We start from the raw sequence: 25,657 nt of genomic DNA on the forward strand, positions 1-25,657 counted from the left end.
ACGGTCCCCGGCGCTGCGGCGCCGGGGACCGTTTCCTTTTCGCAATGAGTTACACAGTTGTGATTTGGCTGAGGATCGGTGAGAATGGGCGCATAACCGCATAAATGCCGTGCTTCGCGGATCAGGTCGTAGGGGAAGACGCACCTGATGAAACGGAGACACCATGGCAGCACAAGCACGCGGAGTGGTGTACATCCACTCTGCACCGCGCGCGCTCTGCCCGCACCTGGAATGGGCGGTCGGACGCGCTATCGGGCGCGCCGTCAATTTCGAGTGGTCGGAGCAGCCCGTCCTCGACGGCGCCCGCCGCGCGGAGTTCTACTGGGACGGCCCTGTCGGCACCGGGGCTGCTCTCGCGACCGCGATCCGCGGCTGGGAGCACCTGCGTYTCGAGGTGACGGAGGACCCCACGCCTCGAAGCGACGGCGGCCGTTGGCTGCACACGCCCGACCTGGGCGTGCACTACGCGCAGACCGATGCCGCCGGCAATATCGTCGTCGGCGAGGATCGGATCCGCTACGCGATCGAGATCGCCGCAGGTAGCCCGATCGAGCTGCAGCGCGAACTCGACGTCGCCCTCGGCTCCGCGTGGGATGAGGAACTGGAGCCGTTCCGTCACGCGAGCGACGACGCCCGCGTCGTGTGGCTGCACAAGGTCGGATAGGACTCGTGTGATCCGGTCCGCATGCTTCGACAGGCTCATCAGCCGATCGAAGGGTCCGGATCACACGAAGGGACGAGGATCGGAGGAGGCGTGACTATCGGGAGTCGGAGAGCAAGGACCCGGAACCCGAGAAAGCGAATCCCCGGTCCTGGGCCGGAGAGATAACAGAACAGCACAACAGAAAAGGAAACAAGAATCGCCCCGACCGCTTCGAGGAGGAAGCGACCGGGGCGATTCTCGTCGCGGCAGGATCAGCCGTCGTACGAGCGGAATGCGACGACCGCGTTGTGACCGCCGAAGCCGAACGAGTTGCTGATCGCGAGCTGCGGGCCGTCGCCGAGCGGCTGTGCCTCGCCCGACAGCTTGAACGGCACGGCCGGATCCGGCTCTGTCATGTTGATCGTCGGCGGGGCCACGCGGTCGCGCAGTGCCAGGATCGTGAAGACCGCTTCGAGTGCGCCGGTGCCGCCGAGCAGATGCCCGGTGGACGCTTTGGTCGCCGACACCGGGATCTCGTCGATCCGGTCGCCGAAGACGCGCTTCAGGGCGCCGTACTCGTTCGGGTCGCCGACCGGGGTCGACGTGGCGTGCGCATTGATGTGCGTGACCTCGTCGGGGCTCGCGCCGGCCTGCGCCAGCGCCTGCTCCACGGCGCGCGCCGCGCCGTGCCCCTCTGGATCGTTGCCGGTGATGTGGTACGAGTCGGCGGAGACGCCACCGCCCACGACGTAGGCGTAGATCTTGGCGCCGCGGGCCTTGGCGTGCTCCTCGGTCTCCATAACCAGGGCCGCCCCGCCCTCGCCCATGACGAAGCCGTCACGGTCGATGGCTCCGGGCCGCGAGGCGTGCTCCGGATCGTCGTTGCGGCGAGACAGCGCCTGCGCCGACGCGAACGACGCCATCGTGATCGGGTGGATCGCGGACTCGGCGCCGCCGGCGATGATCACGTCGGCCAGGTCGTCCTGCAGATGCTGATAGGCGTTCGCGATCGATTCCGTGCTGGAGGCGCACGCGCTGACGACGGTGCGCGCGAAGGCCTTGGCGCCGAAATGCAGGGACAGGTTTCCGGCGCCCGCGTTCGGCATGAGCATCGGGACGGTGAGCGGCATGACCCGGCGCGGGCCCTTCTCGCGCAGCGTGTCCCAGGCGTCCAAGAGCGTCCAGAGTCCGCCGATGCCGGTGGCCCAGTCGATGCCCAGGCGTTCGGGGGCGATGTCAGGGGCTCCCGCATCCGCCCAGGCCTCGCGAGCGGCGATCATGCCGAACTGCACGGACGGGTCGAGGCGCTTGGCCTCGTGCCGGGGAAGGACTTCCTCCGGTCGTACGGAGGCCTCGGCGGCGAACGTCACGGGGAGCTGGTAGGTCTCGATCCAGTCGTGCGTGAGCGTGTGCGTGCCGGAGACGCCGGCGAGCAGGTTCGCCCAGTTCTCCGGGGCGGTGCCGCCCAGGGCGGACGTGGCGCCGATGCCGGTGACGACGATGCGCTTGGTCATGGGTGATCCTTCTCGGGGAGCGTTAGGGGAGGCAGAGGCGGAGGATGCCACGCCCCGCGAATGCGGGGGTGGCATCCGCAGGTGTCACTCCTGGCCGGCGACGATGAAGTTCACGGCGTCACCGACGGTCTTGAGGTTCTTGACCTCATCGTCGGGGATGGTGACGCCGAACTTCTCCTCCGCGTTGACGACGATCGTCATCATGGAGATCGAGTCGATGTCGAGGTCGTCGGTGAAGGACTTCTCCAGAGCGACCTCCGAGGCGTCGATGCCGGTCTCGTCGGTGATGAGCTCTGCAAGGCCGGCGAGGACCTCGTCGTTGCTGAAAGCCATGATTTCCTCTTTCTATGGGTGGTTTCGAACCGGTGAACAGTCTAGGAGGTCGCGTCAGCCCGCTCAGGGCAGCACGACGACCTGCGCGCCGAACACCAGACCCGCGCCGAAGCCGATCTGCAGGGCGAGGCCGCCGCTGAGCTCGGGGTGCTCCTGCAGCAGGCGGTGCATCGCGAGCGGGATGGACGCCGCGGACGTGTTCCCCGTGGTCTCGATGTCCCGGGCGATCACGGTCGTCTCGGGGAGCTTCAACTGCTTCGCGAACTCGTCCACGATGCGCATGTTCGCCTGGTGCGGGATGAAGGCGGCCAGATCCGAAGCCTCGATGCCGGCCTGCTCGAGCGCTTGCTTGGCGACCTTGGCCATCTCCCAGACCGCCCAGCGGAACACCGTGGGGCCCTCCTGGCGCAGCGTCGGCCACGGGGCCTTGCCGTCGCGGAAATCGGTGAGGGTGTGGTTCATGCCGACCGCGTCGGCCTTGGAGCCGTCCGATCCCCACACCGTGGCGGAGATGCCGGGGAAATCRCTGGGCCCGACCACGACGGCGCCCGCTCCATCACCGAGGAGGAACGAGATGCTCCGGTCCGTGGGGTCCACGACGTCGGAGAGCTTCTCCGCGCCGATCACGAGCGCATACCGGGCGGCGCCGGCGCGGATCAGCGCATCGGCCTGGGCGACGGCGTAGGCGTAGCCTGCGCACGCCGCGTTGAGGTCGTAGGCTGCGGCCGGGTTCGCCCGGACCCGGTCGGCCACGATGGCGGAGACGGAGGGGGTCTGCTTCGGGTTGCTGATGGTCGCGACGATCACGAGGTCGATGTCGGACGCCGCCACTCCGGACTTCTCGATCGCCTCGATCCCGGCGGTCGTGGACAGATCGATCGCGTCGGTGGTCGGCACCGCGCGGGCACGGGTGATGATGCCGGTGCGCTGCCGGATCCACTCGTCGCTCGAGTCGATCGGGCCGATGAGGTCGTCATTCGGCACGGCGTTCTCTCCGCGGGCGGCACCCACGGAGTAGATGCGCGTGTAGGCGGGTCCCGTGGCCTGCTTGAGCATGGTCATGCTGCTTCTCCGTTCAGCAGCGCCAGCGCCGCGTCGAGGTCGTCCGGGGTCTTCACGGCGACGGCGGGAACGCCGCGCAGGCCGCGCTTGGCGAGGCCGGTGAGGGCGCCGGCAGGGGTCAGCTCGATGAGGCCGGTGATGCCGTTGTCTGCGAACGACGCCATGCACAGGTCCCAGCGCACGGGGGAGGAGACCTGCGTCACCAGGTTCTCCAGCGCGGTCGTGCCGTCGGCGAGGACGGATCCGTCCTTGTTGGTCCAGAGGGTCACCGTCGGGTCCGCGGCGTCGACGTCGGCGACGGCCTCGCGCAGAGTGTCGACGGCCGAGGCCATGTACTGCGTGTGGAACGCCCCGGCGACCTGCAGTGCGATCACGCGGGATCCGCGCACGGGGGTCTCGGCCAGTGCCGCGAGGGCGGGCAGGGCGCCCGCGGCGACGATCTGGCCGCCCCCGTTGTAGTTGGCAGGGGTGAGATCGAGGTCGGAGAGCAGTGCGAGCACGGCTTCCTCATCGCCGCCCAGGACCGCGCTCATGCCGGTCGGAGTCCGCCCGGCCGCCTCCGCCATCGCGCGCCCGCGGATGCCGACCAGGCGCATCGCCGTCTCGGGGGTGAGCACGCCGGCGTCCGCCACGGCGGCGAACTCTCCGACCGAGTGTCCGGCGACGCCGTCGGGTCCGCGGCCGGCCCGCTCCCGCAGGACCTTCGCGGCGATGAGCGAGGCGGCGACGATGAGCGGCTGCGCGATGCGCGTGTCGCGGATCGTGTCGGCGTCGGAGACCGTGCCGTGCTGGACCAGGTCGACCTCGGCGGCCTCCGAGTAGCGGGCGAGGTCATCGGCGACGCCGTCGAGCTCGAGCCAGGGAGAGAGGAAGCCAGGGGTCTGGGAGCCCTGTCCAGGGCATGCGAAGACGATCACGTTCCCAGTCTGCCAACGTTTCGCCGGAATCGGTGGCTCAACCCTCACAAGAATCCGCAGATCGGTTATCCGAGACGTACAACGCGGGTTTCCGGGACGGACGTGCGGGCGTCAGCGGGGCCTGCGGGGTCGAAGACCGCGCCGAACCGGATCCGCCGTGCCGATCGTGCCCAGCACGAGTGCCGTCTGCAGGATGAACGCTTCGCGGGGGCCGGTCGCATCCCAGCCGATGACCTCGCTGATCCGCTTCAGGCGATAGCGGACGGTGTTCGGGTGCACGAACAGCTCGCGCGCGGTCGCCTCGAGCGAGCGGCCGTTGTCGAGATAGCTCCACAGCGTCGTCACGAGGTCGGTGGAGTGATCGTGCAGGGGCCGGAACACCCGCTCGATGAGCGTCTGCTTGGCCAGGGGATCCCCGGCGATGGCGCGCTCCGGCAGCAGTTCGTCAGCGTCCACCGGTCGCGGTGCGCCCCGCCAGGCGCGCGCCACGGCGAACCCGGCCAGCGCCGCGCGGGCGCTCTGCCCTGCGTCGACGAGCGCGGCGACCGCAGGACCGACCACGACGTGCCCCGGGCCGAACGATGGCTCGAAGGTGCGGGCGATCTCGGCGAAGGAGAACTCGTCGGGCTCCGCACCTTCGGCGGCGTCCTCGCCCGCGGCGGGCTTGGCCCGTCCGACCACGAGCACGAGCCGGGATCCCTGCACGCCGATCAGCACGTCGACCGCGAGCTTGCGGGCGGTGCGACGCACCTGGTCCACGTCGAACTGAGGCGGCGTGGTTCCCACGATCACGCAGACCTCGCCGTGTCCGTGCCAGCCGAGGGCGGCGATGCGGCTGGGAAGCTCCTCATCCGCCTCGCCCGTGAGGATCGAGTCGACGACGAGCGCTTCCAGGCGCGCGTCCCACAGGCCCCTGGCCTCGGCGGCGCGCGCGTAGACGTCGGCGGCTGCGAAGGCCACGTCCCGCGAGTACAGCAGGATCGCATCGCGCAGGTGCTGGCCGTTGCCCGCCACGCGCTCCTCCGTCACCTCGACCGTGACCCGGATGAGTTGCAGCGTCTGCTGCAGGCTCACGCTCCGCAGCAGCTCACGGGGAGCTGCCGCGAAGATGTCCGCGGCGATCCAGGGTGTCGACGTGGGGTCGTCGTACCACTGGATGAATGAGGTGATGCCGGCCTGCGCCACCAGCCCGACGGCGGAGCGTCGGGCCGGTGGCATCTCGGCGTACCACGGCAGCGAATCCTCGAGACGCTGAAGGGTCGCCGTGGCGAGGTCCCCGGAGATGCGGCGCAGCCACGCCAGCGTCTCCTCCTTTGTCATCTCGGGAGGTCTGCTCATCGTGCCGCGCGGGTCAGCTCTCGCCGCCGGCGTTGCCGCTGGTGCCGGCGTTCACGTTGTACAGGTCGTACTTCGCGATCGCCTGACCCACGACGGAGCGGTCGATGCGGCCCTGGTCAGCCAGTGCCTGGAGGGCGCGGACCACCATGGACGGTCCGTCGATCTTGAAGAAGCGGCGGGCCGCGGCGCGCGTGTCGGCGAAGCCGAAGCCGTCGGCGCCCAGCGTGTAGTACGCGCCGGGGACCCACTGGCGGATCTGGTCCTGGACCGCGTGCATGTAGTCGCTCGTCGCGATGAACGGGCCCTGGGCGTCCTTCAGCTTCTCGGTGAGGTACGCAGACTGCGGCTCCTCCTCCGGGTGCAGGAAGTTGTGCTCGTCGGCGGCGAGGCCGTCGCGGCGCAGCTCGGTCCACGAGGTGACCGACCAGACGTCGGCGGACACGCCCCAGTCGGCCAGCAGCAGCTCCTGGGCCTCGATCGCCCACGGCACGCCCACGCCCGATGCGAGCAGCTGCACGCGCTGGCCCTCGCCGGATCCGACCGAGATGCGGTGCAGACCCTTGCGGATCCCCTCGGCGTCCACGTCCGCGGGCTCCGCGGGCATCCGCATCGGCTCGTTGTACACCGTGAGGTAGTACATGACGTCCGGATTCGGATGGCTGCCGCCGTACATCTGCTCGATGCCGGCCTGGACGATGTGCGAGACCTCGTAGCCGTACGCCGCGTCGTAGACGAGCGTCGCGGGGTTGGTCGACGCGAGCAGCGGGGACTGCCCGTCCGCGTGCTGCGTGCCTTCACCCGTCAGCGTCGTGCGTCCGGCCGTGGCGCCGATGATGAAGCCGCGGCCCATCTGGTCGCCGGCCGCCCAGAAGGCGTCGCCGGTGCGCTGATAGCCGAACATCGAGTAGAAGATGTAGATCGGGATGAGCGGCTCGCCATGCGTCGAGTACGCCGTCGACGTGGCGGTGAACGCGGCGGCCGCGCCCGCCTCGTTGATACCGACGTGCATGATCTGCCCCTGCGGGCTCTCCTTGTACGCGAGCAGCAGCTCCCGGTCGACCGCGGTGTAGTTCTGGCCGTTGGGGTTGTAGATCTTCGCAGTCGGGAAGTACGCGTCCATACCGAACGTGCGCGCCTCGTCGGGGATGATCGGGACGATCCGCTCGCCGAAGCCCTTGACCCGCATGAGGTCCTTGACCATGCGCACGAAGGCCATGGTCGTGGCGACCTCCTGGTTGCCGGAACCCTTCTTCGGCAGCGCGTAGTCCTTGTCCTCGGGGAGGTTCAGCCCCACGTGCGTCGTGCGGCGCTCGGGAAGGAAACCGCCCAGATCGTGGCGGCGGTCCAGCATGTACTGGATCGTCTCGTCGCTCTGTCCCGGGTGGTAGTACGGCGGACGGTACGGGTCGGCCTCGAGCTGCGCATCCGTGATCGGGATGTGCATCGTGTCGCGGAACAGTTTGAGGTCGTCCAGCGTCATCTTCTTCATCTGGTGAGTCGCGTTGCGGCCCTCGAAGTGCGGACCCAGGCCGTAGCCCTTGACGGTCTTGGCGAGGATGACGGTGGGCTGGCCCTTGTGCTCCATGGCCGCCTTGTAGGCCGCGTACACCTTGCGGTAGTCGTGGCCACCGCGGCGCAGGTGCCAGATGTCGTCGTCGGAGTAGTCCTTGACCAGGGCGAGCGCGCGCTCGTCACGGCCGAAGAAGTTCTCGCGCACGTAGGCGCCGCTCTCGGCCTTGTACGTCTGGTAGTCGCCATCCGGGGTGACGTTCATCAGGTTCAGCAGCGCGCCGTCGGCGTCGCGGGCGAGCAGGTCGTCCCACTCGCGGCCCCAGACGACCTTGATGACGTTCCAGCCGGCGCCGCGGAAGAAGCTCTCCAGCTCCTGGATGATCTTGCCGTTGCCGCGCACGGGGCCGTCGAGGCGCTGCAGGTTGCAGTTGACCACGAAGGTGAGGTTGTCCAGGCCCTCGTTCGCTGCGACCTGGAGCTGACCGCGCGACTCGACCTCGTCCATCTCGCCGTCGCCCAGGAACGCCCACACATGCGAGTCGTTGTCCTTGATGCCGCGGTTGGCGAGGTACTTGTTGGTCATCGCCTGGTAGATCGCGTTGATCGGGCCGAGGCCCATCGACACGGTCGGGAACTGCCAGAACTCGGGCATCATCCGCGGGTGCGGGTAGGAGGGCAGGCCGTTCGGTGCGCCGGACTTCTCCTGGCGGAAGGCGTCGAGCTGCTGCTCGCTGATCCGGCCCTCGAGGAAACCACGGGCGTAGGCGCCGGGGGAGGCGTGGCCCTGGTAGAAGATCTGGTCGCCGCCGGACGGGTGGTCCTGGCCGCGGAAGAAGTGGTTGAAGCCGACCTCGTAGAGCGACGCCGCCGAGGCGTAGGTCGAGATGTGGCCGCCGACCCCGATGCCGGGACGCTGCGCGCGGTGCACGGTGACCGCGGCGTTCCAGCGGATCCAGTGCCGGTAGCGGCGCTCGAGGTCCTCATCGCCCGGGAACTCGGCCTCGTTCTCCGGGGCGATGGTGTTGATGTAGTCCGTGGTCGGGACCATCGGGACGCCCAGGTGCAGATCCTTCGAGCGCTTGAGCAGGCTGAGCATGATCTCGCGGCCGCGGCCGTGACCCTTCGCATCGACGAGCTCGTCGAGCGATTGCTGCCATTCGCTGGTCTCTTCGGGATCGCTGTCGAGCGGGCCCTGGGAGTACGGATCCTGGTCGTGAACAGTCACAGGAGGCCTTTCGTCTGTCTGGCAGGTCATGCCAACGAAGTCGGGATGCGGCGCCGGGGAGGCTTGTCGACTCCGCACAAAGGCGCGCGGGATTCAGCCTAGCCCTCCTGACGGTCGGGGTGGCACGGCCGGTCAGTGCCGGTCGATGCCCGATGCGATTCGTGCGGAGTCCCCGGAGCGGAGCGCCCGCGTCAACTCCTGCGCGGCCTCGCTGACGAGAATGCCGAGATCCTGAACGCGATCCGCGCCCATGCGGAAGCTGGGCCCGACGATGCTGATCGCCGCGACGATGGCATCTTCGTTGTCGAGCACGGGAGCCGCGATGACGGTCGCGTCGGGCGCGGATACCGCGCCGAGAGTCACGAAACCGCCGCTCGGAGTCTGGCCGTCCAGGACGGCGCCGACCGCGGAGCCATCCATCTGCACGGTGCGTCCCGCCCAACCGGCGAAGCCGACATGACGGATCGGCTGGTCGCTCTGTACCTCGCGCAGATAGATGCAGCTGCGTCCCGGGCCGCGAACGGTCAGGTAGCTCGACTCGCCGCTGCGTTCGGTGAGGCGTTGGAGGACCTCGCCGGAGCGCTCGAACAGCTGCTCCGCGCTGGCGGGCTCCGCGTCGAAGCGCGAACGGGCGAAGCGGTGACCGGCGACGTAGCCGCCGTAGGGAGTGCGAGCGACGTAGCCCCAGTGCTCCAGGGCGCGCAGCGAACGCAATGTCGTGCTCGTGGGCAGACCGCTCGCTCGCGCCAGTTCGGTGAGCGGCTGCGGGCCCGACTCGACCACGATCGTGAGCAGTTCGAGCGCCCTGTGGACGGAGCGCGGACCCGATCCGGAATCGAGCGCCTCGACGGTCTCCTCGGTGGCAGGGACCGCACCTGGTGTGTTCGGGCTCATCCGCGTCCCTCCATCTGCTCGTCCGACTCGCTGAGCCGAATCCTATCGAGCGCGGACGCCGCATCAGCCAGCTCGCCGCTGAGGTCGCGGTCCTCGAGCCCGCCGTGTCTCTCCGGCAGCCCGAGCAGCAGATCGTCCACGCCGGGAAGACGGCGAAGAGTGATCGCGAAGCAGGCCAGCATCGTGCGGTAGCTCTCGGTCGCGCGGTGCAGCCGGCGCACGGCCTGAGGCGTGAACGGCGCGTGCTCTTCGGCGCCGAGTGAGAGATGCACACCGTGGCCGCCGTGGGGGGCCGCCAGGTCGCGGATGTCGGCGAGCGCTGCCGCCGCGACATATTCGAGCATCATCGCCCCCGTCGCGTCGGGCAATCCGTCGCCGAGGAACTCGGCGTGACCGGTGTAGCGAGGGTTCATGAGCAGCCCGAGTCGCGCGAGCAGCAGGCTCGCGTCCTGAGCGAGCGCGCGCAGCACCGTGCCGCAGGCGAGTTCCAATTCGACGGTGTAGAAGTTGCCGGTGTGCGCGACCTGCTGCTCCGCGGTGAACACCCGCGGGTTCTCGTGCGCGCTGTTCGCCTCCCCGAGCATGGCGTCCCGGCAGCGCTCCCAGGACAACCGCACGGATCCGAGCGATTGCGGCAGCAGGCGCATGGAGAAGGGATCCTGCACGCGGACGCCGGGATCCGCGCCGGACGGAGCGAGCCGGGCCGCCACCTCGCGCACCGCGGAGTGCCGGCCCGCGAACGCCGCCGCCGCGAAGTGCTCTGCCGTCGTCCCGAGCGTTCTCGCGGTGGCGGATCCGAGCACCGTGGCCGTCTCGAGCGCGCGATCGAGATCGATGAGGGTGAGCGCGGCGTCGGCGAGCGTCAGCGCACTGCTGCTCATGAACGGAAGGCCGTCCGAGGCGGCGAAGGGACCGCTCGGGCGGTCCGCGGTGATCTGGAGCGCGAGCGCCCCGAGCGCGCCGAGATCCCCGGTACCGAGTGCACCGCCGAAGGCGACCGTCGGGAGGTCCTCGCCGGTCGTCGCGGCGAGCAGGGCATCGGCGAGAGCCGGGCTGACGCCGGATCCGCCTTGCGCGAGCTGGTTGGCGCGAATCAGCAGCATCGCGCGGACCCTCTGAGCATCGACCGCGGGGCCGAACTGGAGCGCATGGCTTCGCCAGAGGCGCAGGCACGACTCCCGGTCGCGCACGACGGACACGCTGCGGCGTGCGCCGACCCCCGTGGAGAGCCCGTACACCGGACGCGACTCGGCGAGGCGCAAGAGCGTCTCGTGGGCCAGCGCGATGGTGTGAACAGCCGTCGGCGAGTACTCCGCCCGTGCGCCGTCCTCTGCGAAGGCGCGGATGTCGTCGAGATCCAGTGGTCGATCGCCGAGAACGATCGTGGCGCGCGCGGATGCTGTCGCCGGCGGGTGGGTTCGATTCGATGGCCCCTTCGCGTCGATCATGGGACTCCTTCCGCCGGCGCCTCGTCGCACTCGGATCTTGACATTCTGGCAGTGAGCAAGTTTCATGTGGTGAACAAGACCTATTTCACTACATGGCAAACTTTGTGGCAAGGGAGCTGCTGATGAATTCCGCCATCACCGACGAAGCCCAGGAACCGGTCCCCGACGGGAAGATCGCCCTCGACCAGATCCCCTTCGGACGGTTCCACTTCAAGGTCACGATGATGACCTTCGGCGCCAACTTCTCGGACGGCTACGCCCTGGGAATCATCGGGAGCGCGCTGCCGCTGCTGTCTCAGCAGTGGCACGTCGACGGGTTCTGGCAGGGCATGCTCGCGAGCTCGGCGTTGATCGGTCTGTTCTTCGGATCGCTGATCTTGGGTCGGATCAGTGATCGGATCGGCCGCCAGCGCGTCTACGTCCTGAACTTCATCCTGATCGCGGCCGCATCCCTTGCGCAGTTCTGGGCGCCGAACGTCGAGACGATCTTCGTGCTGCGTCTGCTGATCGGGTTCGGCCTCGGGGCCGACTACGCCGTGGGCCCGACCCTGCTGTCGGAGTTCGCGCCGCGCAAGTCCCGCGGCCTGATGCTCTCCTCGCTGACCGTGCTGTGGACCGTCGGCTATGTCATCGCCAACGTGCTCGGCGCGTCCGTGAACGTGGGCCCTGACACGTGGCGCTGGCTTCTCGCCTCAGGGTTCATCCCGGCGCTGTTCGTGCTGATCGTGCGTATCGGCTCTCCGGAGTCGCCGGGATGGCTCATCAGCAAGGGCCGGGGCGAGGAGGCCGCGGCGATCGCAGAGAAGTACCTCAAGACCGGGAACATCTTCATCCCGGCCGCTCACGTCGAGGAGAAGAGCAGCTACAGCGAGCTCTTCCGTCCCGCGCTCCGCAAGAGCACCTGGTTCGGGATCCTGTTCTACAGCTGCCAGGTGCTCCCGTACTTCGCGATCTACACATTCGTCTACACGATCCTCGAGGCGATGAAGGTGTCGGACGTGAACATGCAGAACCTGCTGATCAATGCCTTCCTACTGGCCGGAGGCGTCGCCGGCCTGTGGGCGATCGTGAAGTTCCCCCGCAAGGCCTTCACGTTCTGGACCTTCGTCATCATGACCGTGACGCTGGCCCTGCTCGGACTCCTCGCGGAGGCATCGCCCTGGCTGATGCTCATCCCGTTCGTGGTGTATTCGTTCGTGATGTCGGCGGCATCGAACATCACCCAGGTGTACCCGCCGGAGCTGTTCCCGACGCACCTGCGCGGCAGCGGTGTGGGCCTGCTCAACGCGACCAGCCGCATCGCCTCGGCGATCGGAACGTTCCTGCTGCCGATCAGCCTGGAGAAGTGGGGAGTGTCGGTGTCGATGTACTGGCTGTCGGCGGTGCTCGCGCTCGGCGCGCTGGTCACCTGGCTGTGGGCGCCGAAGACGGAGGGCAAGAAGCTCGTCTGATCGGTGGGGGCGTCGCGCGGGTCCGGCACCCCCGCGACGCGGCGGTGCGCCCAGAGAGACTCGAACTCCCGACCACATCCGTGTAAAGGACGTGCTCTACCAACTGAGCTATAGGCGCGTGACCTCCAGCCTAGCGGGGCCGGTGTGCCAGGCTGGGCGCATGAACCTTCCGCACGACGATGTCGATCCCGACGGACTGCTGGAGTACTCGGTGGTCTTCACGGACCGCTCCCTGAATCACATGTCCGCGCGCTTCGTGTCGGTGATGCAGAGCGTCCAGTCAGATCTGCGCGCCGCCTACGGCGCGACGACGACCGCGATCGTCCCCGGCGGCGGCACCTATGCGATGGAGGCGGTGGCCCGGCAGCTCGCCACCGGACGGCGTTGCCTCATCGTCCGCAACGGACTGTTCTCCTACCGCTGGTCTCAGATCCTCGACGCGGGCGACATCGCGCAGAACACGGTGGTGTGCACGGCCCGCCCTGAGTCGGACGACGCGCAGTCCGCGTGGGCGCCGACGCCGATCGACGAGGTCGTCGCGGCGATCCGCGCGCAGCGCAGCGAGGTCGTCTTCGCACCGCATGTGGAGACCGCAGCGGGCATTCTGCTGCCGGACGACTATGTGCGCGCCCTCGCCGACGCGGTGCACGAGGTCGGCGGACTGCTCGTGCTGGACTCGATCGCGTCCGGCGCGCTCTGGGTCGACATGGAGGCTCTCGGCGTGGACGTTCTGCTGAGCGCCCCGCAGAAGGGGTGGAGCGGATCCCCGGGGGCCGGCTACGTCATGCTGCGCGATGCGGGTCGCGAGGCGGTGACCTCGCGCACCTCGTCGAGCTTCGCGATCGATCTCGCCCGGTGGCTGTGGATCTCGGAGGAGTACGTCGAGGGACGCGCTCCGTACCACGCCACGATGCCGACCGACACGCTCGCGCGCAACGCCGTGGCCATGGCGGAGACGCGGCAGCGCGGTTTCGACGCGCTGCGAACCGCCCAGTGGGATCTCGGCACGCGCGTACGCGCCCTGCTGACCGAGCGCGGTCTGCCCTCCGTGGCCGCGGAAGGCTTCGCCTCGCCGAGCGTCGCGGTCGTGCACACCGCGGATCCGGGACTCCGGACGGGTCTGCTGTTCCGTGAGCAGGGGCTGCAGATCGCCGCCGGCGTGCCGCTGCACTGCGGTGAGCCGGAGTCGTTCTCGACGTTCCGGATCGGGCTGTTCGGCCTGGACAAGCTCGCCGACGTGGATGGCACGGTCGATCGGCTGGCGGCCGCTCTGGACCGGATCGGACTCTGAGCCCGACCCGGTCCCCACGTCCGGGGCTCAGCGCGAGCGGTGCTCCGCCGTTGCGGCGACGCGCTCGGGCCGCAGGTCGAGACGCCGCAGCAGCTGCGCATTGAGCGCGACGACCACGGTGGACACCGACATCAGGATCGCGCCGACAGACATCGGCAGCACGAACCCGATCGGGGCGAGCACCCCCGCCGCGAGCGGGACGGCCGCGAGGTTGTAGCCGGCGGCCCACCACAGGTTCTGCCGCATCTTGCGGTACGCGGCCCGAGACAGTTCGATCGTGGCGACGACGGAGCGCGGATCCGAGCTGGCCAGCACGACTCCGGCGGATCCGATAGCCACGTCCGTGCCGGCGCCGATCGCGATGCCCACGTCGGCCCTGGCGAGCGCCGGAGCGTCGTTCACGCCGTCGCCCACCATCGCGACCGTGCGTCCCTCGGCCTGCAGCTCGGCGACCCGTGCCGACTTGTCCTCGGGGCGCACCCCGGCGAAGAACCGCTCGATGCCGAGCTCTGCGGCGACGGAGGCGGCCACGGCCTCGGCGTCCCCGGTGATCATCACCACGTCGACGCCCCTCTGCTGCAGCGCGTGCACCGCGGCCCGGGACTCCTCCCTGATCGCGTCGGCGAGCCGGAGCGCGCCTGCGGCGCGGCCGTCCACGACCACATGCAGGATGATCGCACCCTCCGCGCGCCATCCTGCCGCCTCTGGCAGCTCCGACGCACCCGCCTGCCGGAGCAGAGCCGGTCCGCCGACTTCGACCGTGCGCCCGTCGACGATCGCGCGCACGCCGAGTGCCGGCTCGGAGCGGAACCCGGACACCTCGCCGCGGGCGAGGCCACGACTCTCGGCGGCGGTCCGGATCGCCGCCGCGAGCGGGTGTTCGGAGTCGGACTCCGCTGCGGCTGCCAGGCCGAGCATCTCGTGCTCGGTGAAGTCCGCGGTCACGGCCATGCCGGTCACCGCGGGCGCCCCCTCGGTCAGGGTCCCGGTCTTGTCGAAGAGCACGGCGTCGACCTGGCGCATCCGCTCCAGCGCCATCCGGTCCTTCACGAGGATCCCGCCGCGCGCTGCGCGCTCGGTCGCGATCGACACCACGAGCGGGATCGCGAGGCCCAGGGCGTGCGGGCACGCGATCACGAGGACGGTGATGACCCGCACGACCGCGGCATCGGGGAGGCCGATGGCCGTCCACACCACGGCGGTCAGGACACCGGCGCCGAGGGCGAACCAGAACAGCCAGCCCGCCGCGCGATCCGCGAGGCGCTGCGCACGGGAGGACGACGACTGCGCCTCGGCGACCAGCCGCCCGATCCCCGCGAGAGCCGTGTCGTCTCCGACCGCGGTCACCCGGGCGCGCAGCGCCGAGTCCGTCGCAATCGTTCCGGCGACGATCTGGTCGCCGGTCGTGCGCGGCACAGCGCGGGACTCGCCGGTGATCATCGACTCGTCCAGGTGCGCGGATCCGTCCACGACCATCGCGTCGGCGGGCACCCGGCCTCCGGGGCGGATCAGCACCACGTCACCGACACGGAGGTCGGCGGGGGAGACGAGCTCGACGTCGTCGCCCGTCACGCGCTCGGCCTGGTCGGGGATGAGAGCGGCGAGGGAGTCGAGGGCCGATGTGGTCTGGGCGAGCGAGCGCATCTCGATCCAGTGCCCGAGCAGCATGATGACGATGAGGAGTGCGAGTTCCCACCCGAAGTCGAGCTCGTGGTCGAGGAGTCCGAGTGTCGCGCCCCAGGAGGCGAGGAACGCGACCGTGATCGCGAGCGCGATGAGCAGCATCATTCCGGGGCGGCGCCCGCGGATCTCCGAGATCGCACCGGTCAGGAACGGTTGCCCGCCCCAGACGTACAGCACCGTGCCGATCACCGGCGGGATCGCCTGCAGCGCGAACACGTCGGGCACGTGGTACCCGACGAGCATCGCGAACATGGGGGAGAAGGCCACGACCGGCACCGCCAGCACGAGCATGATCCAGAACAGGCGCCGGAACCGTGCGACGTGATCGCCGTGCCCGGCGTGGCCCGCGTGGGCGCCGTGGTCCGACGTCTCAGCGTGTCCGTGTCCGTGATCCGCGTGGGCACTGTGCAACTGCGCATCGTTCGTCGCGGCGTGCATCTCGTGTCTCGCTCCGTGATCCTGCGTCGCGATGCCGTCCGCGGGGTGGCCGCCGTGCGGCGTTCGTTCGTCCATGATGGGCCCAACCATGTACCCCCCTGGGGTATTCCAGAAGGGGAGACTGGGAACCAATAGGCTGAAGACGATGACTGATGGATCGAACGTTGAACCGGGCGCGCAGCGGTGTCCGTGCGGCAGCGGCGACGTCTTCGACACCTGCTGCGGACCGATCCTCGCCGGACGCCCTGCGCCCACCGCGGAGCGTCTCATGCGCTCGCGGTACACGGCGTTCGCGATCGGCGACGCCGCGTATCTGCTGCGTTCGTGGCATCCGTCCACCCGCCCGGTGAACCTCGAGATCGATCCGGAGGTGCGCTGGCTGCGCCTCGACGTCCTCGCGAAGGTCGGGGGAGGGCCGTTCGACGTGGACGGCGTCGTGGAGTTCGAGGCGATCCACCGGGATACGAACGGACGCGGAGTGCTGCACGAGCGCAGCCGCTTCGTGCGCGAGCGCGGGCACTGGCTCTATGTGGACGGCGACGTGTCCTGACGCGCCCGCGTGCGCCGCGGCACAGCCGGCTGGCGTAGGTTTAGGGGCGTGAAAGCCAACCCCGCGCATCAGATCGTGCTTCTCGACATCGCCGACATCGACCGCCGCATCGTGCAGGCCGACTACGCGCGGACGCATCCGGTGCAGGGGGAGCGGATCAACGAGCTCTCCGCTCAGCGGCAGGGTCAGCTGCGTGAGCTGACCGGTTTGTCGGGTCAGCGCGACGACGTGCAGGCGGAGCTGAAGCGCCTGGAGTCGGACGTCGCCCTCGCCGCGCAGCGTCGAGACAGGGATGCCGCGCGACTCGCGGCCACGCAGAACCCGAAGGACGCCGTCGCCCTCGAGCAGGAGATCGCGAGCCTCGGGCGCCGGATCAGCGACCTCGAGGACGCCGAGCTCGAGCTCATGGGTCGCCTCGAGGATGCGGAGGCCGCCGTCTCCGCCCAGCAGGCGCTCATCGATGAGACCGTGGCCGAAGGGACGCGGCTGACGGCGGAGGCCAAGGCCCTCATCGCCGCAGCGACGAGCCAGGGCGAGCAGCTCGCCCGGGATCGCGTGGCGCTCGTCGACTCGGTCTCCCCGTCCCTCATGGCGGAGTACCAGCGCCGTGTGGGACGCACTGCGGGTGCGGCCCTGCTGCGCCGCGGCACGTGCGAGGGCTGCCGCATGGTGCTCTCGGGGATCGATCTGAACGTGATCCGCCAGGCCGCGGACGACGAGGTCGTGTCCTGTCCTGAGTGCGGCTGCATCCTGATCCGCACCGACGAGTCGGGGCTGAAGAGCTCCGCGCCGGCCGACTGATCCCGGCGGGTCCTCAGAACTCCTCGTGGGTGGCGGGATCCGCGTCCCAGAGGCGCCCGTCCGGCGCGCCGAGCGCCGTGATCGCGGCGATCTCTTCGGCGCTGAGCCGCACCTGGGCGGACGCGAGGTTCAGCGCCTGGTGCTCGGGGGACGCCGCCTTCGGGATCGCAATCACTCCGCGACCCGCGTGCCAGGCCAGAACGGCTTGCGCGGGTGTGATGCCGTGCGCGGCGGCGACGCGGGTGATCGTGGGATCGTCCAGGACGTCGCCGGCCCGGCCGAGGGGGCTCCACGCCTCCGTGAGGATGCCCTGTGCGCGGTGGTACGCCAGTGCCTCCTCCTGGGGGAACCGCGGGTGCAGCTCGATCTGGTTGACCACGGGCCGCACCCCCGTCGCATCCTCGATGCGCTCCAGGTGCTCCGGCAGGAAGTTCGACACGCCGATCTGGCGCACGAGCCCGCGCTCGCGCGCCTCGACGAGCGCCTGCCAGGCCTCGACGTAGGAATCCACACGAGGCAGCGGCCAATGGATGAGGAACAGATCGATCGCATCGACGCCGAGGCGGAACCGGCTCTCCTCGATGGCGAAGAGCGCCTTCTCCCGCTCATGATGGCGGCCGGCGAGCTTCGAGGTGACGATGAGCTCCGCGCGGTCCACAGCGGCGCCGGAGACGCCCCAGCCGACCGCGCCCTCGTTCTCGTAGTTGAAGGCGGAATCGATGAGACGGTATCCGCTCTCGATGCCGCTGCGGACCGCGTCCGCGCCCGCCTCTCCGCGGAAGTCGTAGGTGCCGAGACCCTGCGTGGGCAGGGCGAAGCCGTTGTGGGCGATGAAAGGGGATGCATCGGACATGGGGGGACTCCTCTCCGGTGACTCCACGCTAACCGTCGCCGGCCCGGACCGCGCGGTGGGCGATACATGCCGACACACCGCGGAACGGCTCCGCCGCGAGGCGGTGCCGTTCGGAGTGCGATGAGGGCGTAGATTCGAAGACATGATCGAATCGGCTGCTCCGCACGAGATCGTGCTGGGGCGGTCGGCTCGCCCCGACGCATGGTCGCTGGTGCTGTTCGACGACCAGGGGGTGGAGCAGGGTAGGCGCGAGGTCGCGGCATCCGAGCTGCCCGTCGAGGTGTCTCGCCTCGAGGGAGGGGCCAGCCCGCGCTGGGTGGTCCGGCATCTCCGCGAGGTGTACCCGCCGCTGCTCGCCGCCGGGATCRGGATCCGCCGCGCCCACGATCTGCTGCTGTGTCATGCGATCCTCCGCGACACGACCAGCCTCGCGGACCCGATCCCGGCCTCGTCACGATGGGTCAGGGCGGATCCGATGGTGACGACCATCGAGCTGCCCGCGTTGTTCGACCTGCACGAGGTCTCGCCGCACGGCTCCGGCGAGCCGTATGCCGAGATCGACGAGCTCCTCGCCGAATACGCCCGCCAGCGCGCCGCTCTGCGCGGTGCGGCGGACGGCCGCCTCGCCCTGCTGTGCGCGGCGGAATCGACCGGGGCCCTCATCGCGGAGGAGATGACGGCCGCGGGTCTGCCGTGGAGCACCACGGTGCACGAGCGGCTGCTCGTCGACGCACTGGGTCCGCGGCCGGCGCCCGGTGCGCGGCCGATCCGGATGGCCGAGCTCGCGGTCGCGATCGGCGATTCCCTCGAGGACACCACGGTGAACCCGGATAGCCCGCCGCGTCTGCTGAAGTCGCTGCGCCGGGCCGGGATCCTGGTCGACTCCACCTCGCGCTGGGAACTCGGCGAGATCGATCATCCCGTCGTGGAACCGCTCCTGACGTACAAGAAGCTCGCTCGCCTCTACACGGCCAACGGCTGGTCCTGGCTGGCCGAATGGGTGCACGAGGAGCGCTTCCGCCCGATCTACCTCACGGGCGGCGTGGTCACCGGCCGCTGGGCGTCGAGCGGCGGGGGAGCGCTGCAGATCCCGCGCAGCCTGCGCCCCGCTGTGCGCGCCGACGACGGCTGGACTCTGGTCTGCGCCGATGTGGCGCAGCTGGAGCCGCGCGTGCTCGCAGCCATGTCGAAGGACACGGCGATGGCCGCGGCTGCGAAGGGTGCCGACCTGTATGAGGGGGTCGTGCGCTCCGGGGCGGTGCAGACCCGGCAGGAGGCGAAGTACGCGGTCCTGGGGGCGATGTACGGCGCCACGACCGGTCCCAGCGGCCTGCTCGGGCCGCGACTGCGGAGCGTCTTCCCGCGCGCGATGGCGCTCGTGGACGCGGCGGCGAAGACGGGGGAGGACGGCGGCGTGGTCTCGACGCTCCTCGGCCGGAGTTCGCCCAGGCCCGACGCGATGTGGGCGGCCGCGCAGGCGCGAGCGAGCGATCCGGACGCGGACGGCGCCGACGAGCGGGTGGCGCGGAGCAGGGCCAGGGATCGTGGCCGCTTCACACGCAACTTCGTGGTGCAGGGCACCGCGGCCGAGTGGTCGCTGCTGTGGCTGGCCGAGATCCGGCACCGCCTGTCGGCGCTGCCCGATGCGCGCGACCCTGCACTGCGCTCCGGCCCGGTGTTCGCCCGGCGCTCGCACTTGGCGTTCTTCCTGCACGACGAGGTGATCGTGCACGCGCCGGTCGAGCAGGCAGACGATGCCGCTCGCGTGGTGCGGGACGCGGCGGAGGCGGCGACCCGCCGGTTGTTCCCCGGATTCGAGATCGAGATCCCGCTCGACCTGCGGATCGCCGAGGACGCGGGCAAGGACTCGTAGACTGGAGACGAACGGGTCGGCTGGACGGTCGCGTGGCGGGAGACCGCACCGAGGAACGTCCGGGCTCCACAGGGCAGGGCGGTGGGTAACACCCACCCGGAGCAATCCGCGAGACAGTGCCACAGAGAGAAGACCGCCCCGAAAGGGGTAAGGGTGAAAGGGTGGTGTAAGAGACCACCGGGGGCCGTGGCGACACGGCCTGCCAGGTAAACCTCGCCCGGAGCAAGGCCAGACAGGGGATGTTGACGCGGCTCGCCGAGTCCCCGGGTAGGCCGCTGGAGCGGCGCGGCAACGCGTCGCCGAGAGAGATGACCGTCGAAGGGACGCCCCGAGAGGGGCCCCGGAACAGAACCCGGCGTACAGGCCGGCCCGTTCCTCTCACGAAGAAGGCCCGGATCCGCTGCGCAGCGGATCCGGGCCTTTCGGCGTGCAGGGGAGCTCAGTCGCCCGCGAGCGAGGCTGCGCCGATGATGCCGGACGAGTTGCGATGGATCGCCGCGACGATCGGCGTCTTCAGATCGAGCAGCGGAATGAACTTCTCCGGGTGCTTGGAGACGCCGCCGCCGACCACGAACAGATCGGGGCTGAACAGGAACTCCACGTGCGAGAAGAAGTCCTGAAGCCGTGCGGACCAGTCCTCCCAGCTGAGCTCGTCGCGCTCCATGGCCGAGTAGGCGGCCCACTTCTCGATCGACTCGCCGCGGAAGTTCAGATGGCCGAGCTCGGTGTTAGGCACGAGCACGCCGTCGTACAGGAACGCGGAGCCGATGCCGGTGCCGAGAGTCGCCAGGATCGTGAGCCCGCGCGCGTCGCGCGCCGCGCCGTGGCGGCTCTCCGCGACTCCGGCCGCGTCCGCGTCGTTCACGAAGTGGATCTGACGGCCCAGACCGTTCTCGAAGAACTGTTCAGCCTCGAAGCCGATCCACTCCTTCGAGACGTTCGCCGCGGACAGGGTCTTGCCGTACTTCACGATCGCCGGGAAGGCCACGCCCAGGGGCAGGGTCGAGTCCTGCACGCCCAGCGTCATGAGCACCTCCTTGACGGCCTCGAGCACGTCGGTAGGCGACGCGCCCTTCGGCGTGGGGACCCTGATGCGGTCCGAGTCGAGGGTTCCGTGCTCGAGGTCGACGATGCCGGCCTTGATGCCGGTTCCGCCGATGTCCACGCCGATCGCTTTTGCCATGCGCAACAGCCTAGCGAGACGCGGGCGCGCCAGTAGGATCGTGACAAAGGCCCAGGAGGAGCAGTGATGTCCGGCGAGAACAAGTACTGGTTCAACAGCAGCACCGGTGAGGTCGAATACGGTCTGGAATCGCCGTCGATCGACCGGATCGGCCCGTTCGACACCGCCGAGGAGGCCTCCCGTGCCCCCGAGGTGCTGAAGGAGCGCGCCAAGGCGTGGGCCGACGAGGATGCGGCCGAGGACAACTGGGGCCCGGACGGCGCTCGATGAGCGGGATGGACAAGCAGCGAGACTTCGTCCTGCGCACCATCGAGGAGCGCGGCGTCAAGTTCATCCGCCTCTGGTTCACCGACGTGATCGGCACCCTGAAGTCGGTCGCGATCGCGCCGGCCGAGGTTGAGGGGGCGTTCGCCGAGGGCATCGGGTTCGACGGCTCCGCGATCGAGGGGCTCACCCGGACCTTCGAGTCCGACCTGCTGGCGCAGCCGGATCCGACGACCTTCCAGATCCTGCCGTGGCGTGGCGAGATCGACCCGACCGCGCGCATGTTCTGCGACCTGACCACCCCGGATGGGCGCCCGGCCGTCGCCGACCCGCGCCATGTGCTCAAGCGCACCCTCGCCAAGGCGGCCGATGCGGGCTTCACGTTCTACACGCACCCGGAGATCGAGTTCTACCTGCTGAAGTCGTCGCAGTTCGGCCCGGAGGGACCCGTCCCGGCGGACTCCGCGGGTTACTTCGACAACGTGCCAGGCGGCACGGCGCACGACTTCCGGCGCAGCGCTGTGCGGATGCTGGAGGACCTCGGCATCTCAGTGGAGTACAGCCACCATGAGGGCGGTCCCGGCCAGAACGAGATCGACCTGCGTTACGCCGACGCGCTGACCACCGCCGACAACATCATGACCTTCCGCACCGTGGTCAAGGAGGTGGCGATCGAGCAGGGCGTGTACGCGACGTTCATGCCGAAGCCTCTGAACAACCACCCCGGCAGCGGCATGCACACGCACCTGTCGCTGTTCGAGGGCGACCTGAACGCCTTCTACGAGGAGGGCGCGAAGTACCAGCTCTCCCGCACGGGGCGCCAGTTCATCGCCGGCCTCCTGCGGCACGCCAACGAGATCGCGGCGGTGACGAACCAGTTCGTGAACTCGTACAAGCGGCTCTGGGGCGGGGACGAGGCGCCGAGTTTCGTGACCTGGGGCCACGCGAACCGCTCCGCACTGATCCGCGTGCCGATGTACAAGCCGAACAAGGGCCAGTCCACGCGCATCGAGTACCGCGCGCTGGATTCCGCGGCCAACCCCTACCTCGCGTACGCGCTCATGCTCGCCGCGGGCCTCAAGGGGATCGAGGAGGGCTACGAGCTGCCGCCTGAGGCCGAGGACAACGTGTGGTCGCTGAGCGACGCCGAGCGCCGCGCCCTGGGTTACGCGCCGCTGCCGGCCAGCCTCGACCACGCGCTCGAGCTCATGGAGGAGTCGGAACTGGTGGCGGAGACGCTCGGCGAGCAGGTGTTCACCTACGTGCTGCTCAACAAGCGCAAGGAGTGGGAGGCGTACCGCGGTCAGGTCACGCCGTTCGAGCTCAAGAGCAACCTCGAACTGCTCTGATCGGGGACCGCGGTGCCCCGGTTCGACGACTCGCTCTCCCTGTCCGCGCTCGCGCGGCTCGGTTTCGTGGGGCTGTCCGACGCGTCCGCGGGACTGCGCGAGCTCGGTGAGATCACCGGCGTCCCGCCTTCGGCGCTGATCGCGTCGCTGCGCAGCGCGGATCCGGACGAGGCGCTGGCCGGCCTCATCCGGGTCGGCCGACGGGACCCGTCCGCGGTCACCGCGGTACTGTCCGACGAGGCGGCCCGCGCCCGCGCTTGGGCGGTCTTCGGCGCCTCGCCGGGGCTCGGCCGGTTCTTCGAGCGCCGCCCGGAGGAGCTCGCGCTGCTGTGCGAGGACCGTGCCGCGCTGCCGACCGCGGATCAGCTCCGCGCGACCCTGCTGTCGGCGGTGGGCTCCGCGGACGGGTTCGCCACGGCCGACGACGCGGCGGTGCGGCTTCGCGTCGCGTACCGGCGCGCGGTGGCGGGGATCGCCGCCTGGGACCTCGCCGCGGCGGATCCGGTCGAAGCCGTGGACGCCGTTTCGGCCGCCCTCGCGGATGCCGCTTCCGCGGCTTTGGAAGCGGGGCTCTCGGTCGCCCGCACGACGGTCGCCGGTGACTCGCCCGACGCGCGCCGCGACACCGCCCTCACCCGGCTCGCGATCATCGGGATGGGCAAGACCGGGGCGCGCGAACTGAACTACGTGAGCGACGTCGATGTCATCTACGTCGCAGGCACCGCGGACGAGGAGCGGCTGTCCGAATCCCGCGCGATCGACATCGCCACCCGCCTCGCCCGCGAGACCATGCAGGTCCTGGCGGGGATCGAGGCCGAGCCCCCGCTCTGGGAGGTCGACGCCGCGCTGCGGCCGGAGGGCAAGCAGGGCGCACTGGTGCGCTCGCTCAGCTCGCATGTCGCCTATTACGACCGCTGGGCGAAGAGCTGGGAGTTCCAGGCGCTCCTCAAGGCGCGGCCGATCGCCGGCGATACCGAGCTGGGCGAGGCTTATGTGCGCGCTGTGCAGCCCAAGGTGTGGTCGAGCGCGGCCCGGGAGGACTTCGTCGGCAGTGTGCAGCGGATGCGCGAGCGCGTCACCGACCACATCGCGCCGGAGGACGTGCCGTATCAGCTCAAGCTGGGCCCCGGCGGGCTGCGCGACATCGAGTTCACCGTGCAGTTGCTGCAGCTCGTGCACGGTCTCACGGATCCGCAGATCCGCACCAGGGGCACCCTGGAATCGCTCGACGCGCTCGTCTTCGGGGGTTACATCGGCCGCGCCGAGGCCGGGCTGTTCGCGCACGACTACCGGGTCCTCCGGCTCATCGAGCATCGGCTGCAACTGCGCGAGATGCAGCGCACGCACCTCGTGCCGCGCGAGGAGGAGGCGCTGCGGGTGCTCGGCCGTGCCACCGGCCTGGCCGAGACGGCGGGTGGCATCCGGCGCGTGTGGGAGGACGTGCGTCGCGAGGTGCGCGACCTGCACACCCGGCTGTTCTACCGTCCGCTCCTGAGCGCGGTCGCCTCGCTGCCCGAGGAGGAGCGCACGCTCTCCACCGATCAGGCGCACGACCGTCTCGCGGCGATCGGCTTCCGCGACCCCGCCGGCGCGCTCCGGCACATCGGCGCACTCACCACCGGGCTGAGCCGCAAGACGACGATCCAGAAGCACCTCATGCCGATCATGGTGCGCTGGTTCGCCGATGGCACGGATCCGGACTACGGTCTGATCGCGTTCCGCCGCATCAGCGAGCGCCTCGGTGACACCCCGTGGTTCCTGCGGATGCTGCGCGACTCCTCGGGGGCGGCGGAGCGGCTCACCCGCGTGCTGTCCTCGTCGCGCTACGTCGGCGAGCTGATGGAGTGGATCCCCGAGTCCGTCGCGTGGCTGGAGAGCACGGAGCAGCTCCGGCCCCGGCCCCGGCAGGCCCTCGACGAGGAGGCCAGGGCGATCCAGACCCGGCATGACACGATCCTCGACGCCATGCGGTCCGTGCGGGCGCTGCGGCGGCGCGAGCTGCTGCGCACGGCGATGGGCGCGGTGCTGGATGTGCTCACGATCGACGACGTCGCCTCCGCCCTGACCGGGATTATGGACGCCACGATCCAGGCGGCGCTGCGGGCCGTGCGCCGCGACGTCGTGCCGGAGCAGGACGACTCCCTGGATTTCTCCGTGATCGGGATGGGGCGCTTCGGCGGTGCGGAACTCGGATTCGGATCCGACGCGGACGTGCTGTTCGTCTACGACGCGAACGGCGTCGAGCCGCAGCGCGCCCAGCAGCTCGCCACTCGGATCGTGGCGGGGCTCAGGGATCACCTCACCGACCATCGCCTGCCGCTCGACCTCGACGCGGACCTTCGCCCTGAGGGGCGCAACGGTCCGCTCGTGCGCACGCTCGACGCCTACGCCGCCTATTACCGCCGCTGGTCGTTGTCCTGGGAGGCGCAGGCACTGCTGCGCGCCAGAGGCGTCGCGGGCAGCCACAAGCTGATCGAGCGCTTCCTCGAGCTCGCCGACGGCGTGCGCTACCCCGAATCGCTGGATCTGGCGTCGGTGCGGGAGATCAAGCGCATCAAGGCCAGAGTCGAGGGGGAGCGGCTGCCGCAGGGCATGGATCCGCGCCGCCACCTCAAGCTGGGCCCAGGCACGCTCAGCGACGTGGAGTGGCTGATCCAGATCGTGCAGCTGCAGCACGCGTACGCGGTGCCGGCGCTGCGGACCACATCCACGCTCGCGGCGCTGGACGTGGCGGTGACATCAGGGTTCGTGCCGGAGAAGTCCGGCGAGCTCCTGCGCGAGGCGTGGCGGCTGTCCAGCCGGCTGCGGTCGGCGATGACGCTGCTCACCGGGCAGACGAAGGACGTGCTTCCGTCCGATCCGCGCGAACTCGACGGCGTGGGCAGGATCCTCGGCTATCCCGACCGTTCCGCCGCGGCCGTCGAGGAGGAGTACCTGCGGGTCACGCGCCGAGCCCGGAAGGTCTTCGAGACGCTGTTCTACGGTTGACGGACTCCGTTCACGGCGTTCCGGCCGTGGAACAGGGAGGATGGATC

Annotated in this window: 20 protein-coding genes, 1 tRNA gene and 1 other RNA gene; 10 read left to right on the forward strand and 12 right to left on the reverse strand. The window is 69.8% G+C overall.

From position 1 onward, the window contains the following. Positions 1 to 163: 163 nt before the first annotated feature. Complete coding sequence (locus AC1DG4_RS15640) at positions 164 to 664, forward strand: DUF3145 domain-containing protein (protein ID WP_477421330.1); 501 nt, start codon at positions 164 to 166, stop codon at positions 662 to 664. A gap of 251 nt (positions 665 to 915) precedes the next feature. Here the strand turns inward: AC1DG4_RS15640 and AC1DG4_RS15645 are convergent, their stop codons facing one another. From AC1DG4_RS15645 to AC1DG4_RS15680, 8 genes are all read right to left on the reverse strand, one after another. Beyond that, entirely contained in the window at positions 916 to 2,157 is a 1,242-nt protein-coding gene (locus tag AC1DG4_RS15645) for a beta-ketoacyl-[acyl-carrier-protein] synthase family protein (protein ID WP_477381525.1), read from the reverse strand. 84 nt (positions 2,158 to 2,241) lie between these two features. After that, positions 2,242 to 2,490, reverse strand: a complete 249-nt coding sequence (locus AC1DG4_RS15650; RefSeq protein WP_045250084.1) for an acyl carrier protein — start codon at positions 2,488 to 2,490, stop codon at positions 2,242 to 2,244. Positions 2,491 to 2,553: 63 nt separating this feature from the next. Then, positions 2,554 to 3,552, reverse strand: coding sequence for a beta-ketoacyl-ACP synthase III (locus AC1DG4_RS15655; protein WP_477381527.1), 999 nt, complete (start codon positions 3,550 to 3,552; stop codon positions 2,554 to 2,556). Continuing rightward, positions 3,549 to 4,469: an ACP S-malonyltransferase gene (locus tag AC1DG4_RS15660; protein WP_477381529.1), complete on the reverse strand. Its 921-nt coding sequence runs from the start codon at positions 4,467 to 4,469 to the stop codon at positions 3,549 to 3,551. The genes AC1DG4_RS15655 and AC1DG4_RS15660 overlap by 4 nt, the downstream gene beginning before the upstream one ends. A gap of 111 nt (positions 4,470 to 4,580) precedes the next feature. Then, positions 4,581 to 5,789, reverse strand: a complete 1,209-nt coding sequence (locus AC1DG4_RS15665) for a PucR family transcriptional regulator (protein ID WP_477381531.1) — start codon at positions 5,787 to 5,789, stop codon at positions 4,581 to 4,583. A gap of 31 nt (positions 5,790 to 5,820) precedes the next feature. Beyond that, positions 5,821 to 8,544, reverse strand: coding sequence for a pyruvate dehydrogenase (acetyl-transferring), homodimeric type (aceE, locus tag AC1DG4_RS15670; RefSeq protein WP_477381533.1), 2,724 nt, complete (start codon positions 8,542 to 8,544; stop codon positions 5,821 to 5,823). Between the two features lie 132 nt (positions 8,545 to 8,676). Then, on the reverse strand, positions 8,677 to 9,438 hold the full coding sequence (locus tag AC1DG4_RS15675) for an IclR family transcriptional regulator (protein WP_477381535.1): 762 nt from the start codon (positions 9,436 to 9,438) through the stop codon (positions 8,677 to 8,679). Further along, entirely contained in the window at positions 9,435 to 10,886 is a 1,452-nt protein-coding gene (locus tag AC1DG4_RS15680; protein WP_477381537.1) for an aromatic amino acid lyase, read from the reverse strand. The genes AC1DG4_RS15675 and AC1DG4_RS15680 overlap by 4 nt, the downstream gene beginning before the upstream one ends. 122 nt (positions 10,887 to 11,008) lie before the next feature. On the opposite strand from AC1DG4_RS15680, the gene AC1DG4_RS15685 reads away from it, so the two are divergent. Further along, positions 11,009 to 12,337 carry an MFS transporter gene (locus tag AC1DG4_RS15685; protein WP_477381539.1) on the forward strand — a complete coding sequence of 443 codons (1,329 nt, stop codon included), beginning with the start codon at positions 11,009 to 11,011 and terminating at the stop codon, positions 12,335 to 12,337. A 45-nt stretch (positions 12,338 to 12,382) separates the two neighbouring features. Here AC1DG4_RS15685 and AC1DG4_RS15690 read toward each other — a convergent pair. Beyond that, a tRNA-Val gene (locus AC1DG4_RS15690) sits at positions 12,383 to 12,455 on the reverse strand. A gap of 42 nt (positions 12,456 to 12,497) precedes the next feature. On the opposite strand from AC1DG4_RS15690, the gene AC1DG4_RS15695 reads away from it, so the two are divergent. Further along, positions 12,498 to 13,628, forward strand: a complete 1,131-nt coding sequence (locus AC1DG4_RS15695) for an aminotransferase class V-fold PLP-dependent enzyme (RefSeq protein WP_477381541.1) — start codon at positions 12,498 to 12,500, stop codon at positions 13,626 to 13,628. 27 nt (positions 13,629 to 13,655) lie between these two features. Here AC1DG4_RS15695 and AC1DG4_RS15700 read toward each other — a convergent pair whose 3' ends face one another. After that, positions 13,656 to 15,824 (reverse strand): heavy metal translocating P-type ATPase, encoded by a 2,169-nt coding sequence (locus AC1DG4_RS15700; RefSeq protein WP_477381543.1) that lies wholly within the window; start codon positions 15,822 to 15,824, stop codon positions 13,656 to 13,658. 70 nt (positions 15,825 to 15,894) lie between these two features. On the opposite strand from AC1DG4_RS15700, the gene AC1DG4_RS15705 reads away from it, so the two are divergent. After that, entirely contained in the window at positions 15,895 to 16,299 is a 405-nt protein-coding gene (locus AC1DG4_RS15705; RefSeq protein WP_477381545.1) for a YchJ family protein, read from the forward strand. A 48-nt stretch (positions 16,300 to 16,347) separates the two neighbouring features. Next, positions 16,348 to 17,100 carry a zinc ribbon domain-containing protein gene (locus AC1DG4_RS15710; protein ID WP_477381547.1) on the forward strand — a complete coding sequence of 251 codons (753 nt, stop codon included), beginning with the start codon at positions 16,348 to 16,350 and terminating at the stop codon, positions 17,098 to 17,100. Positions 17,101 to 17,113: 13 nt separating this feature from the next. On the opposite strand, the gene AC1DG4_RS15715 is transcribed toward AC1DG4_RS15710, so the two are convergent. Continuing rightward, complete coding sequence (locus tag AC1DG4_RS15715) at positions 17,114 to 17,953, reverse strand: aldo/keto reductase (protein ID WP_477381549.1); 840 nt, start codon at positions 17,951 to 17,953, stop codon at positions 17,114 to 17,116. 142 nt (positions 17,954 to 18,095) lie between these two features. On the opposite strand from AC1DG4_RS15715, the gene AC1DG4_RS15720 reads away from it, so the two are divergent. Together AC1DG4_RS15720 and rnpB are read left to right on the forward strand one after the other, a co-directional pair. Beyond that, positions 18,096 to 19,826: a bifunctional 3'-5' exonuclease/DNA polymerase gene (locus AC1DG4_RS15720; RefSeq protein WP_477421331.1), complete on the forward strand. Its 1,731-nt coding sequence runs from the start codon at positions 18,096 to 18,098 to the stop codon at positions 19,824 to 19,826. 12 nt (positions 19,827 to 19,838) lie between these two features. Then, an RNA gene (gene rnpB, locus AC1DG4_RS15725) (RNase P RNA component class A) lies at positions 19,839 to 20,202 on the forward strand. 63 nt (positions 20,203 to 20,265) lie between these two features. Here the strand turns inward: rnpB and ppgK are convergent. Beyond that, positions 20,266 to 21,009, reverse strand: a complete 744-nt coding sequence (ppgK, locus tag AC1DG4_RS15730) for a polyphosphate--glucose phosphotransferase (protein WP_477381553.1) — start codon at positions 21,007 to 21,009, stop codon at positions 20,266 to 20,268. 66 nt (positions 21,010 to 21,075) lie between these two features. On the opposite strand from ppgK, the gene AC1DG4_RS15735 reads away from it, so the two are divergent. The 3 genes from AC1DG4_RS15735 to AC1DG4_RS15745 are packed head-to-tail and all read left to right on the forward strand — an operon-like array spanning position 21,076 to position 25,610. Then, a complete protein-coding gene (locus AC1DG4_RS15735) occupies positions 21,076 to 21,279 on the forward strand; it encodes an SPOR domain-containing protein (protein ID WP_477381555.1) in 204 nt (67 codons plus the stop codon). A gap of 5 nt (positions 21,280 to 21,284) precedes the next feature. After that, positions 21,285 to 22,622 (forward strand): glutamine synthetase family protein, encoded by a 1,338-nt coding sequence (locus AC1DG4_RS15740; RefSeq protein WP_477381557.1) that lies wholly within the window; start codon positions 21,285 to 21,287, stop codon positions 22,620 to 22,622. Between the two features lie 12 nt (positions 22,623 to 22,634). Beyond that, a complete protein-coding gene (locus tag AC1DG4_RS15745) occupies positions 22,635 to 25,610 on the forward strand; it encodes a bifunctional [glutamine synthetase] adenylyltransferase/[glutamine synthetase]-adenylyl-L-tyrosine phosphorylase (RefSeq protein ID WP_477381559.1) in 2,976 nt (991 codons plus the stop codon). Positions 25,611 to 25,657: the final 47 nt, after the last annotated feature.

Source organism: Microbacterium sp. 05N427, assembly GCF_056397105.1.